Here is a 12,270-nt window from a genome sequence, read left to right on the forward strand (position 1 = left end):
TTTCAGTCCAGTTCACCTACAGTCTGCAAGCTGAATATTCGGTGCAATTCCGAACTCCAGCTGTCTAATGAAGCCTTTTTATTCCGTTCTTCTTTTTGTTCATACAAGGATAGATCGAAACCGCAATGAGAACAGCACGGGAGGTTTCCGTCCTCAGGATCGTATGATTCATCAAAATAGGTTAACAGCGATTGTCTTATACAGCCATCACGCTGAAGCAGCAAAGATACACGGCGAACTTTTTCCAGCTTAAGTTCCATGCGATAAGAAATCTCCCGCTTCACCAGTTCAATTGATGTTTTGCCCTGCATAAAGAGATGTATTATCATACGGCCTTGGGTCTCTCCGATATCATATTGCATTAATAAGTCACGCAACCTTCTCTCATCCCGCTCCTCCGTCTCCTCAAGCACACGGATCACATTGGCGATTTCTTCAGCTGTAACACTCTCCATTTGGATAATCTGCTCCTGGAGTTCAAAATCCCCTGGCGCCCGCAGCAAAATGCTGACACTCGGTTTTCCATCGCGTCCCGCTCTGCCGATTTCCTGCATAAAAGCTTCAGCCGTTTGCGGGAGGTGAAAATGGATCACATATCTGATATCAGGTTTATCGACACCCATTCCAAACGCATTCGTACAACATATCACATCAAGCTGGTTATGAATAAACTGCTGCTGAATTAAAATCCTGTCGCCAGATTCCATACCGCCATGGTAAAAGTCGGCTCTGCTGCTCGTTTTGCTTTTAATTTCACCCGCTAATTCCTCAGCCCATTTCCTTGTCGGACAATAAACAATTCCCGGACCTTGCAGGTTTTCAACCAGCTGAATGACCCTATCTATTTTTTCGACAGTATCAGCCGCATGTTCAACCCTGAGCGCGATATTTGGACGATTGACTGAGTTGAGATGCCGTTCGGCATGCTGCAGCTCAAGCAGGTCTGTGACATCTTGCAGCGTAGCCTTTGTAGCTGTAGCGGTCAATGCCAGAACCGGCGGGTGCCCAAGTTTTTTTCTCAGCTGTCCAAGCTTTGAATAGTCAGGCCTGAAGTCATGCCCCCATTCAGTTATACAATGCGCCTCATCAATAACAAATAGGCTGATCGAGACGCTTTTCAATTTCTCCAATACATATGGGGACTGCAAAGCCTCAGGAGACAAGTATAAAAATTTATAGCGATGAATATGATCTAAAACGAATTGTCTCTGCTGCATGCTAAGCATGCTGTTCAAAGCTGCCGCACGCTTTTCGCCCCGCGCCTTCAGCTGCTGTACCTGATCCTCCATTAAGGAAAGCAATGGAGAAACGATTAATACCATGCCGTCATGCATATAGCCAGGCAGCTGGTAGCAAAGCGATTTTCCTCCCCCAGTCGGGAGCATCGCAATGGTATCCTTCCCGCTAAGTATGCTTCTAATAATGTCCTCCTGCCCTTTTTTAAAGGAAGTAAAACCAAAAAACTGATATAACGTTTGCTGTAATTTAGTCATATTGCTGCACCTGCTTTGTCAATGCCAATCTGATTTGAAAATAGCTGAACCGCTGTTCCATCCCGTCGCGAATTTGTTTGATTTTGTTCGTTCGCATCCGTTTGGAAAACTCTGCAATTTTGAGCTGGTCTTCCGCTGATACATAGTCATCTATCTTAAACGCAGGCTCGTGGAGAGAAATCTCGACAATATGGTCTTCGATCGTCGCTGTTTTCAGCTTTCTGATTTCTGCAATTCGCTGTATCGGGATCCCTTGTTTGACCATCTGCCATGTTTTTCTCGTTGACTCTGTCAGGGCATTCTCAACATGCACATCAGAGAGGAGGTCCTTTAACAGAGAATGTTCACATTCCGGAAGAGAATGTATAAAATAATGTACGGAAGCCCAAAACATGATATAAACATACCATTCATCTTCTTTCAGCGTGTCAGCAAGCTGTCTGCTCGTATAGCCGATCCTATCGTGCGAGGTTAAAGAGTAGACAAAAATTTTCGCTTCTTTGTCATCAATCTTATACAAATGCTCCTCCAGCATGGCAAAAAAGCTGCGTGCCATCTCTATATGATCCGTATGGCGGGAGAGGTATTTCTTTACCCAGTGAAGCGTCTTATAATCCTTTGTGACAGGGATATACTGCCTGCTCCCTTGCAGTTTATTAGATAAGACCTGCACAAGCAGGGAAAGCCTTCTCCACAGCACACCGGCAGCCTGCTGGTAATAAGCGCCGTGGCAATGAACAGGCCAAGGCCGTTGATTGAGAGCATGACTCAATGCCGCTGCGCCGCTGGCTGTCACTTTATATGTATCTGTTTCAGCCATTGGTTCGAGACATGAATGCTGTTCGAGCTTGGTGATTGACGCTAAAATATCGCTTCTCGAACATTTCGGCGCCATTCCAAAATATTTTGCAGTCTGAAACAAGCCGGCGTCTTGAATGGTTTGTGACGATCTTTTGCCTTTGAACAGGTGAAAAACAGCGCTTCCCGAACGTTCTCCGTTTATTTTGCAAAGGCAATCGAGAACCATAATATCGAAGTAATTTAATGACAACCTATCCACCCACATTCTTCCTGACAAAAATCGTTGATTTGCTCTTTTTATTTTAACAGATTTTAAACAGAAATCGACGTTTAAAGTCATCGTTAGGGGGGATGTTATGTAGATAACCCCTTATGTGATAAGCATTCTCAATCATTTTTCTGTTGAAATGTGGCAGCAACATCATTACAATAAGTAAGAGGAATAGGTGTTAAATTGATTAAATATAAAGATTGATCCATTTGTTCCACCAAGAACAATCTGGGAGGTTTTATTCATGGCAAAGTACACAATCGTAGACAAAGATACATGTATTGCATGCGGCGCTTGCGGAGCTGCTGCACCAGACATTTACGATTACGATGATGAAGGCATCGCGTTCGTAACGCTTGATGAAAACAAAGGCGTTGTTGAAGTTCCTGAGGTACTGGAAGAAGATATGATTGACGCATTTGAAGGATGTCCTACTGATTCCATCAAAGTGGCGGATGAGCCATTTGAAGGCGACCCGCTTAAATTTGAATAGAAGTATGGAAAAAGCTCCCCTGCGGGAGCTTTTTATATTTTAATGGATATGAGCGCTTCGCTGCTGTTCAATCCATGGCTTCAACTTGACGAAAATAAGTGAGAAAACAATCGTAATCACAATGCCTTTTATGATGTTAAACGGTAGAATACCAGCGACGACCGCTGTTTTCAGCGCGCTGTCGGATAATGCCGGCGAATGTAAAAACCACGTGTAAGCCGGAAGAATCAGTACATAATTTAAAATACTCATCAAAACGGTCATCGCTGCAGTTCCCAGAAGCAGACTGACAGCCATCCCCTTTGCTGAGCTCAGCTTTTTAAATAAGAAAGCAGTCGGCAAGATAAAGAGTGTTCCTGCGATAAAATTCGCAGTCTGCCCGACAGGAACTCCGGCCATGCTTCCCTGAATGATATATTGAAGAACGTTTTTTACCGCTTCGACGGCAATTCCCGCCAAAGGACCGTAAATCAGAATGGCAATAATAGCGGGCACGTCGCTAAAATCAATTTTCAAATAATCCGGAAGCCCCGGAAACGGGAAATTTAACAGCATCAAAACAAATGCAATGCTGCTCAGCATACTGATCACAACTAATTTTTTCACTTTCACTTCACTCTCTCCTTTTCGATCACATCTTACTCGAAAACGGAAAGGTTCTTTTCCAGCCAATAAAAAAACCGCTTCATCTAAAAAAAGCGGGGTTTCGAAAATTAGGCTAGGCAAAGAAACGTTTGAGAAATAAATTTCAAAACGCTTATGAACCTCCATCTTCTCCCATCCAGACTGTACTGTCGGCTCCGGAATCTCACCGAATCCTGCTGTAAAAAACAGCTCGCGGGCTTAGAGCCATAGGCTCATCACCGCCGGTAGGGAATTTCACCCTGCCCCGAAGATTGATCATATGAATTTAGTTCCATTATAAACGATAACTTGTTGCCTGTATAGAGAATTGCTTCAAATTATAAATAATACCCAAAAGCTGTGAAAACATTGATTTTCAAGCTTTCCTTTTACCCTTTACTGCGTCAATACACGTTGACACTCTATTGAGAATATGTTAAATTATCAGATATTTAGTTTGTCAATTTAGGAGGAAATCTAACGATGTTTCGAGTATTGGTCTCAGACAAAATGAGCAACGACGGCTTACAGCCACTTATTGAATCAGACTTTATTGAAATCGTTCAAAAAAACGCAGCAGATGCAGAGGATGAATTACATACTTTTGATGCTCTTTTGGTGCGAAGCGCAACAAAAGTAACAGAAGACCTTTTCAACAAAATGACTTCTTTAAAAATTGTCGGAAGAGCCGGTGTCGGTGTAGATAATATCGATATTGACGAGGCGACTAAACACGGCGTCATCGTAATTAACGCTCCAAACGGCAACACCATTTCGACAGCTGAGCATACATTTGCGATGATCTCTTCTTTAATGAGACACATTCCTCAGGCTAATATCTCCGTGAAATCCAGAGAGTGGAACCGCACGGCTTATGTCGGTTCAGAGCTTTACGGGAAAACGCTTGGGATTGTTGGATTAGGCCGAATCGGAAGCGAAATCGCACAACGTGCGAGAGCGTTCGGTATGACCGTTCACGTTTTTGATCCTTTCTTAACTGAAGATAGAGCGAAAAAAATCGGTGTAAACAGCCGTACATTTGAAGAAGTGCTTGAAAGCGCGGATATTATTACTGTTCACACGCCTTTAACAAAAGAAACAAAAGGCTTGTTGAACAAAGAAACGATTGCAAAAACGAAAAAAGGTGTTCGCTTAATTAACTGCGCGCGAGGCGGTATTATCGATGAAGCTGCACTTCTCGAAGCTTTGGAAAGCGGGCATGTTGCCGGAGCGGCGCTTGACGTTTTTGAAGTTGAACCGCCTGTGGACAATAAACTCGTTGATCATCCATTAGTCATTGCAACTCCTCACTTGGGAGCATCGACTAAAGAAGCACAGCTGAATGTCGCGGCTCAAGTGTCAGAAGAAGTTCTGCAGTTCGCAAAAGGTCTTCCTGTCATGTCAGCTATCAACCTGCCAGCCATGACAAAAGATGAATTCGCTAAGATTAAGCCTTACCATCAAATCGCAGGAAAAATTGGCAGCCTAGTATCCCAATGCATGAAAGAGCCGGTACAGGATGTTGCCATTCAGTATGAAGGCACAATTGCTAAACTTGAAACATCGTTCATTACAAAAAGCCTTCTGTCAGGCTTTTTAAAACCGCGCGTTGACTCAACTGTTAACGAAGTCAATGCCGGCGGTGTCGCAAAAGAACGTGGCATCAGCTTCAGTGAAAAAATTTCCTCTTCTGAATCTGGATACGATAACTGCATCAGCGTAAAAGTAACGGGAGACCGCAGCACCTTTACTGTGACGGCTACGTATATCCCTCATTTCGGAGAACGTATTGTCGAGATCAACGGCTTTAATATCGATTTTTATCCGACAGGTCACTTGGTATATATCCAGCATCAGGATACAACAGGTGTCATCGGTCGAGTAGGACGTATTCTCGGAGATAACGATATTAACATAGCAACCATGCAGGTTGGCCGTAAAGAAAAAGGCGGAGAAGCCATCATGATGCTTTCCTTTGACAGACATTTGGAAGATAAAATCGTGAAAGAACTAACAGAAGTTCCCGATATTGTATCTGTTAAGCTCATTGATCTTCCATAAATCAAAAAAACTCAAGCTGTATAGCTTGAGTTTTTTATTGTTTTATTTTCGTATGTTTTTGTGCAAAATGTCTAAGACACTCCTCAGCTCAGAAACAGGTATTTGACCAGGTGCCGAGGCCTCTTCTCCGGCGCCAAAAGTACAAGCTGATCCAAAAACCTCGCCGCTCAGTCTGCTGATCAGTCCTGTTGCAGCCATAGACATTGTAATGATTGGACGATTTGCATATTTTGTTTTCATTGTATACGTTGCATCAAGCAGCGTTAAGAGATCTCCTGTATCATTCGGCATGACAGCCATTTTTGGAATATGCGCCCCTAAATCCTGCATTTTTCGAAGTCTCGAAAGAATTTCATCTTTCGCAGGCGTTTTCTCAAAATCATGATTTGACATCACCACATAGACATTATGTTCTTCTGCCAGCGATACTAACGCTTTCACATTTGCATCTCCTGAAAATAATTCAATGTCAATAAGATCGATGTCTTTTGTCTGGACTACCGCTTCCAGCAAGGCAATATATGAGCTTTCATCCATTTCCATGCTGCCGCCTTCTTTATGGGTTCTGAAGGTGAATAGAAACAGTTTGTCAGCTAAAGACTCCCGAAGCTTAGAAATCATCTGTGTGACAGCTTCACTGTCGTTTGCTTTTTCAAATACGTCGACTCGCCACTCCACAATGTCCGGATCCAGTAATTTTACAGCTTCTGCTTCGTTCAAAATTTGTTTTTCCGTTTTTCCCATCAACGGGATGATGATTTTCGGCATTCCTTCTCCGATGGGAACTCCTTTGATTGTTAACACGTTCACTCATCTCAAATCCTTTCAATCGTTACCTTGTTTTATTATACACGCACAACTATTTTTTGAAAATTTCTATTATATGAAAGGCAACTAAAAAAGACCCTGAGGGCCACTTTTAGTTTAAAGAGATCGGGTTTGGAGCAGCAGGTACCGGAATAGCACCTGATACGTCATACCTGCCGATTTTTTTTGTTCTGGTTTCCGTAAAGGTCACCTTTGTAAAACCAAATTCCTTTGCTGTTAAAAGAAGTCCTTCAAGCATTAAGATACCAGCAATAGAATCGTCAACTTCTGAGTCTTTTGAGAAGTGGATATATAAGTGTTTCTTTTTCTTCGTTACAGATTTGACAGCTCCCGCTTGAAAAAGAGGTGTTGTTTCTTGTTGGTTGCTCGATTCCATTTCCTTAATCGCTTCTTTTACCGTATCAAATGTTTTTTCTGATGGTACGAGAAAGTCTTGTCCTTGTTTATTTCGGTACAAGTAGTAGGCTCTTTTCGACTGTTTGGGAATCGAAATTTCCGTAAAAGTGCCATATGAGCCAATACGGATGCCACTATCGTTTTGATCCGATAAAAATTTGATTTTTTCATAAGGACTCCATTTTAAAGATTCTTTCAGCAATTTTTTTAACAGTGTATCATCTTTTACAGAAAAAGCCTGAACCGGCTGATGGACTCGTATACTTAATTCCTTCTGGTTTGGTTTTTCCTTTACCTCTATTTCATCTATGAAGGATGGGATCGTAATGGCATGATCCAAAATACCCAGTTCACTGCTTTCAAACAACATCTCCTGTATCGTTTGGTCTTCGTTTGTTTTTTTGATGCTAAGAGGTATAATTGCGGATGTTTCAGCATCAGCAATCGCTACAGTGATGTAATTGTTCTGTTCCTTTTCAGAAACAACATACGATGTCTGATCCAGGGATGATGCAGCCTTTGGGCTGTCTGCTGTCTCAGTTTTCGTCACAGCGTTCTCTTGGGACGCTTCTTTTTGTGGAGGTTGTGCCTGATCAAAGAATTGAGGAGAAATAATGAAGGCGATATAAACCGCAATTGCAGTGGCACACGCGGGGCCAATCCACCTAACAGCTGGCTTTTTTTTGATTTTTGCCATCGTCAGCCGCTTGTAAATATCTTGGGGCGAACGATGGTCTTTAACTGCCGGAAGTTGACTTAACAACTCCTTTATCTGCTCTTCGTTCCAATCTGACTTCATCATCCATTAGCTCCTCCCTCAAAAGCTCCATATGTTTCCGAAGTACTTTGAGCCCTCTGTGTTGGGTCGTTTTGACTTTGCTTTCCGAGAAGCGCAGAGCATTGGCTGTTTCCTGTATTGAATATCCCTGAATAAACCGCAAGATAATCACAGCTCTTTGATCGATCGTACATTGATCAAGCGCAGCATAAATTTCCCGGACGTTTTCATGTTGAACCGCAAGTTCATCCGGAAGCAATTGCTGATCTCTGACATCCTGTGTATCCCAATCAAATGTGCCGAGTATACGCTGTCTGATCGTCTGCTGTTTACGGAACCAGTCTATCGCAACATGGCGCGCGACAGACAAAAGCCATGTTTTTTCACTGCTTCTTCCTTCAAACGTATGATAAGAATGTAATACCCGGATATAAACCTCCTGAAGAAGATCTTCAGCCTGGTTTTTATCCTTTACCATATAAAATAAAAACTGGTACAAATCTTGATGATAAGTATCATATAACAATTGAAAGGTTTCTTCCATTTGAAACCCCTCCGTTCACTTTTTTGTCGTATTAATAGCTTGAAAAGTTACATTACAACTATATTACGAGAAACTGGAATTTGGAAGGGAATTTATATTAACATATCCTTAAATTTTATTAATATTGGCTTTTAAAAAAACACCCGCTAAAGTCAGCGGGTGTTTCTTATGGAACAAGATTCTTCGGCAAATTCAGACTCGATTTTGTGGTTTTGTCGGAATATAAAATGTAAATGTCGTTCCTTTATCCATTCGGCTGTGCACCGTAATTGACCCGTTGTGGGCCTCCACGATATTTTTAACAATAGCCAGCCCTAGTCCGGTTCCTGCTCTGCCTCTTGTCCTCGCTTTATCTGCCTTATAGAACCGCTCAAAGATAAAAGGGAGATCTTCTTCCGGTATACCGGATCCAGAGTCTTTGATATCGATTTTCAATCCATCCTTCACAGAATGGACTTCAATAGAAACACTGCCGCCGGATGAAGTATGCCGCAGCGCGTTATCGACCAAATTGGTAAATACCTGCTCCATCTTGTCTTCATCAAACATAAATTCCTCTTCTATGAGAGAAACGTCTTGATGTAAAGCAATATTTTTTTCTTTAGCAACGCCGGAAAATTTCCGGATGATCTTGTCTAAAAATTCATTAACATTGATTTTTTCATAATGCAAGCCTGTATGGCCTGATTCCATTCGGGCTAAATCAAGCAGATCGTTGACTAAGCGGCCCATTCGCAGCGATTCATCATAAATGATTTGAGCAATTTCTTTTCGGTCTTCTTCAGAGCTTGCAATGTCATCGACAATCGCTTCACTGTATCCCTGAAGCATGGAAATCGGTGTTCTCAACTCATGACTGACATTTGCGATAAAATCCTCACGCAGCTTATCAAGGCGTCGTTCTTCCGTCATATCGCGCAGCACGGCAACCGCTCCTCTGACATGCGCTTCCGCATAAAGCGGCGACATCAAAAGCACCCATGATCTGCCCTGCAGCGTCATTTCTATCATTTGTTCTTTTTCAGTGCTGACAGCATTTTGGAACAGCTCTTTTGCTTCAGGCGGAAGGTTATCCCCTTCTTTAATATTCATGTTCTGCTCATAATACCAAGCTTGAAGAAAACGTTCAGCCGGCGGGTTTGTCACAAGAATCGTACCGTCAATATTAATGGTAATGACCCCGTCAGCCATACTGCTCAAAATATTAGAAAGCTGTTCTTTTTCTTGATTGAGCGCATTAATATGAAAGTTAAGCTGCCGCCCCATTTGATTAAAAGCAGTTGCCAGTTCACCGATTTCATCCTGAGTTAAAATTGGGATTTTTGTATCGAACTTGCCCTTTGCCAAGTCCTGTGCGCCCTCTCTCATTTTTCGAAGCGGATACGTGACCCTGCTTGATAAGAAGAAAGCAAAAAACGTGGTCAGTACAATCGCAATCCCCGCGGCCAGAAAAATATAGCGGGTCGTGTGTTTTGTTGTATCTTTAACGGCAAGCAAAGACTGGGATAAAAAGACCATGCCTTTCTTTCCGTCTTTTTCATACGGGACACCTACAATCAGACGCTCATTATCCGTGTCTGTATCGCTCAGCCCCGTTCGTTTGCTTACTTTTTTATGATCTTGGAGAGCTTCATTTAAGTCATTGTCATGCTGTATTTGCTCAACCGTAATAGACGACAGGCGATTTTTATCATTCGGAGAATACCAATACTGTTTCTCATCTTGAATGATTGCAATGCTTGTTAAGTTATCAGCGAGCTCCCAAGTGATTGATCTTGCCAGCGCCTGGTCCTCGTGATTTTCTAAGATGACAGCAACTTTATTCGCAAGCTGAGTTAAATCATTCTCGGCTTCTTCCACATGGTAATTTTCAATAAACTCCAACAAAAGAACCGTTAAAATAAATAATACGATCAAAACGAGTGAAAGGATCGTAAACCACAGCTTGCCTACTACGCTTTTCCAAAATTTCATTCAGCGCCTACCTCAAATTTATAGCCTACACCCCATACGGTGACAATTTTTTTCGCAGCTTCCGGGGATACCTTGTTCAGCTTCTCTCGCAGGCGTTTAACATGAGTGTCCACTGTCCGCAGATCACCAAAAAACTCATATTGCCACACTTCTTTGAGAAGCTTTTCCCGATCATACACTTTGTCAGGAGTTTTCGCTAAGAAGTGTAGGAGCTCATACTCTTTCGGCGTCAGGCTTACTTCTGTTCCATCCGCCGTTACGCGGTGGGCATCATGGTCAATGGACAGATGTGAAAACACAAGCACATTTTTCGTCGGTGTATTGGCGTTGATATAAGAGGTTTGGGATGCTCTTCTCAAAAGGGCCTTTACCCGCAGCACGACTTCTCTCGGGCTGAACGGCTTGACGATATAATCATCTGTTCCCGCTTCAAACCCCTGCACCCGATTTGTTTCTTCTCCTTTTGCGGTCAGCATGATGATTGGTGTCGCTTTTTTTTCCCGAAGTTGCCGGCACACTTCAATTCCATCAGTCCCCGGCATCATCAGATCAAGCAAAATCAAGTCATAGTTGGCTTCAAGTCCTTTGGCAATGGCTTCATCACCATTTTCCGCTTCGTCTATGACATAATTTTCACGTTCCAGATACATTCTTAAAAGGCGGCGAATTCTGGCTTCGTCATCAACTACTAATATTTTGGTTTCGTTCGTTTGGTCCATCGTTTTCCCCCTGCTTTCCTTCTGTTACTTTCATTTTATCAAATCGTGAGAAAGTTTGAGAACTGTGTCGCTTTCTTAGGACTAAGCATAAGAATGAAGTCCGGCAAGCACTAGATTTACGAATATTAAATTAAACATAATAATAGCAAAACCGATTACGGCCAGCCATGCTGACTTCTCACCGTGCCAGCCTCTTGACAGTCTTAAATGCAAATACGCGGCATAAAACAAAAAGGTGATCAGCGCCCATACTTCCTTCGGGTCCCAGCCCCAAAATCTGGTCCACGCGAGCTGAGCCCAAATCATTGCAAAGATCAGCGCGCCGAGCGTAAAGATCGGAAACCCGATTGATACGGCCCTGTACCCAACCTCATCCACCAGATCAAGATTGACGTTTTTCACAAGCGGATGTAAAAGGGCACTGATTCTTTTTCTGATAATCAGACGAAGCGCGCCGTACAAAACCAGCCCTGCGCCAAATGACCAAATGACAGTGTTCACCTTTCTGCCTGAGAAAAGAGCAGGAAGCTCAACAAGCGGCTCCATTTTCTCCTCGGTCAAAAGCTCTCCCTGATGCGGGCCGACAAGCGCAGGCATTTCGTACACCATCACGCTTTTTTCCTTATTTTTATCCACCCAGTTGAACTCCGCCTCATAGCCTGCAAGACGAAATGCTGATGTGATCAAAATAAAAGCGACGGTTGTGACAAGGATAAACATAATCGCTTCAAGCCAGAAGGTTTTTTTGCTGCGTTTTGTCTGGTCTACATGCTTTAAAAGAAAAATGACACCTGCGACAAAGCTGATGGCAAGTATAGCTTGCCCAAGCGCGGCCGTTGTTACGTGAATATACAGCCAATTGCTCTGTAGGGACGGAATTAATGGCGAGATATCCGTCGGAAACATGCTGGCGTATGCAATCAGCAATAAAGCGATTGACAACGTAAACAAGCCTAATGAAGGCAATCTGTAGATAAAATAAAGAATAATAAACGCTAAAACGAGCATCATGCCAAACGCGGTGGTGAATTCAAACATATTGCTGACAGGCGCATGGCCGCTGGCAGCCCACCTTGTGCTGAAATATCCAAGGTGGCAAAGAAAACCGATAATAGAAAGAGTGATTCCAATGTTGGCCCATCGGTTTGGCTTGCCCTTTTGATCTTTATTTCCTCGTATGGCCCCGCCGAAAATCGGGACAGCGATTAAATACACAAGAAAGGCCGCATATAAAAAATTTCCGCTCAGCTCTGCCATGTCATCACTCCCTTTTCGCCTATTTCTGTGT

General features: G+C 42.9%; 11 protein-coding genes and 1 riboswitch. Of the genes, 2 read left to right on the forward strand and 9 right to left on the reverse strand.

The window, feature by feature from the left end; translation table 11 throughout:
* Positions 1-2: 2 nt before the first annotated feature.
* Both V6D41_RS00545 and V6D41_RS00550 read right to left on the reverse strand, forming a co-directional pair.
* The gene (locus tag V6D41_RS00545; protein WP_333516937.1) at positions 3-1,493 is read right to left on the reverse strand and encodes a RecQ family ATP-dependent DNA helicase; all 1,491 of its coding nucleotides are present in this window, start codon (positions 1,491-1,493) and stop codon (positions 3-5) included.
* Positions 1,486-2,544 carry a helix-turn-helix domain-containing protein gene (locus V6D41_RS00550; RefSeq protein WP_333517412.1) on the reverse strand — a complete coding sequence of 353 codons (1,059 nt, stop codon included), beginning with the start codon at positions 2,542-2,544 and terminating at the stop codon, positions 1,486-1,488. Before V6D41_RS00550 ends, V6D41_RS00545 begins: the two co-directional genes overlap by 8 nt.
* Positions 2,545-2,809: 265 nt before the next feature.
* Here V6D41_RS00550 and V6D41_RS00555 point away from each other — a divergent pair, with 265 nt between their 5' ends.
* The gene (locus V6D41_RS00555; RefSeq protein ID WP_003225461.1) at positions 2,810-3,058 is read left to right on the forward strand and encodes a ferredoxin; all 249 of its coding nucleotides are present in this window, start codon (positions 2,810-2,812) and stop codon (positions 3,056-3,058) included.
* Between the two features lie 39 nt (positions 3,059-3,097).
* Here V6D41_RS00555 and fmnP read toward each other — a convergent pair whose 3' ends face one another.
* Entirely contained in the window at positions 3,098-3,670 is a 573-nt protein-coding gene (gene fmnP / locus V6D41_RS00560; RefSeq protein ID WP_333516938.1) for a riboflavin transporter FmnP, read from the reverse strand.
* 153 nt (positions 3,671-3,823) lie between these two features.
* A riboswitch (FMN riboswitch) is annotated at positions 3,824-3,959 on the reverse strand.
* Between the two features lie 206 nt (positions 3,960-4,165).
* On the opposite strand from fmnP, the gene serA reads away from it, so the two are divergent.
* On the forward strand, positions 4,166-5,743 hold the full coding sequence (gene serA / locus V6D41_RS00565) for a phosphoglycerate dehydrogenase (RefSeq protein ID WP_148961456.1): 1,578 nt from the start codon (positions 4,166-4,168) through the stop codon (positions 5,741-5,743).
* Between the two features lie 42 nt (positions 5,744-5,785).
* On the opposite strand, the gene aroD is transcribed toward serA, so the two are convergent.
* From aroD to resC, 6 genes are all read right to left on the reverse strand, one after another.
* On the reverse strand, positions 5,786-6,553 hold the full coding sequence (gene aroD / locus V6D41_RS00570; protein ID WP_333516939.1) for a type I 3-dehydroquinate dehydratase: 768 nt from the start codon (positions 6,551-6,553) through the stop codon (positions 5,786-5,788).
* A gap of 109 nt (positions 6,554-6,662) precedes the next feature.
* On the reverse strand, positions 6,663-7,769 hold the full coding sequence (locus tag V6D41_RS00575; protein WP_333516940.1) for a GerMN domain-containing protein: 1,107 nt from the start codon (positions 7,767-7,769) through the stop codon (positions 6,663-6,665).
* Complete coding sequence (gene sigX, locus V6D41_RS00580; protein ID WP_148961453.1) at positions 7,705-8,289, reverse strand: RNA polymerase sigma factor SigX; 585 nt, start codon at positions 8,287-8,289, stop codon at positions 7,705-7,707. Before sigX ends, V6D41_RS00575 begins: the two co-directional genes overlap by 65 nt.
* A 192-nt stretch (positions 8,290-8,481) precedes the next feature.
* The gene (gene resE, locus V6D41_RS00585) at positions 8,482-10,263 is read right to left on the reverse strand and encodes a sensor histidine kinase ResE (RefSeq protein WP_333516941.1); all 1,782 of its coding nucleotides are present in this window, start codon (positions 10,261-10,263) and stop codon (positions 8,482-8,484) included.
* Complete coding sequence (resD, locus tag V6D41_RS00590; protein WP_148961451.1) at positions 10,260-10,982, reverse strand: DNA-binding response regulator ResD; 723 nt, start codon at positions 10,980-10,982, stop codon at positions 10,260-10,262. Before resD ends, resE begins: the two co-directional genes overlap by 4 nt.
* Before the next feature lie 81 nt (positions 10,983-11,063).
* On the reverse strand, positions 11,064-12,239 hold the full coding sequence (gene resC / locus V6D41_RS00595; RefSeq protein ID WP_087990575.1) for a cytochrome c biogenesis protein ResC: 1,176 nt from the start codon (positions 12,237-12,239) through the stop codon (positions 11,064-11,066).
* Between the last annotated feature and the right edge of the window lie 31 nt (positions 12,240-12,270).

Source organism: Bacillus sp. 0102A (genome assembly GCF_036765155.1).
GTDB classification, from domain to species: domain Bacteria; phylum Bacillota; class Bacilli; order Bacillales; family Bacillaceae; genus Bacillus; species Bacillus subtilis_G.

What these genes read in the sequence shown, in the direction of transcription:
- resE (WP_333516941.1), bottom strand. Translation starts at nt 10,263, where the DNA reads ATGAAATTTTGGAAAAGCGTAGTAGGCAAGCTGTGGTTTACGATCCTT.
- sigX (WP_148961453.1), bottom strand. Translation starts at nt 8,289, where the DNA reads ATGGAAGAAACCTTTCAATTGTTATATGATACTTATCATCAAGATTTG.
- serA (WP_148961456.1), top strand. Translation starts at nt 4,166, where the DNA reads ATGTTTCGAGTATTGGTCTCAGACAAAATGAGCAACGACGGCTTACAG.
- V6D41_RS00545 (WP_333516937.1), bottom strand. Translation starts at nt 1,493, where the DNA reads ATGACTAAATTACAGCAAACGTTATATCAGTTTTTTGGTTTTACTTCC.
- resD (WP_148961451.1), bottom strand. Translation starts at nt 10,982, where the DNA reads ATGGACCAAACGAACGAAACCAAAATATTAGTAGTTGATGACGAAGCC.
- V6D41_RS00555 (WP_003225461.1), top strand. Translation starts at nt 2,810, where the DNA reads ATGGCAAAGTACACAATCGTAGACAAAGATACATGTATTGCATGCGGC.
- V6D41_RS00575 (WP_333516940.1), bottom strand. Translation starts at nt 7,769, where the DNA reads ATGATGAAGTCAGATTGGAACGAAGAGCAGATAAAGGAGTTGTTAAGT.
- resC (WP_087990575.1), bottom strand. Translation starts at nt 12,239, where the DNA reads ATGGCAGAGCTGAGCGGAAATTTTTTATATGCGGCCTTTCTTGTGTAT.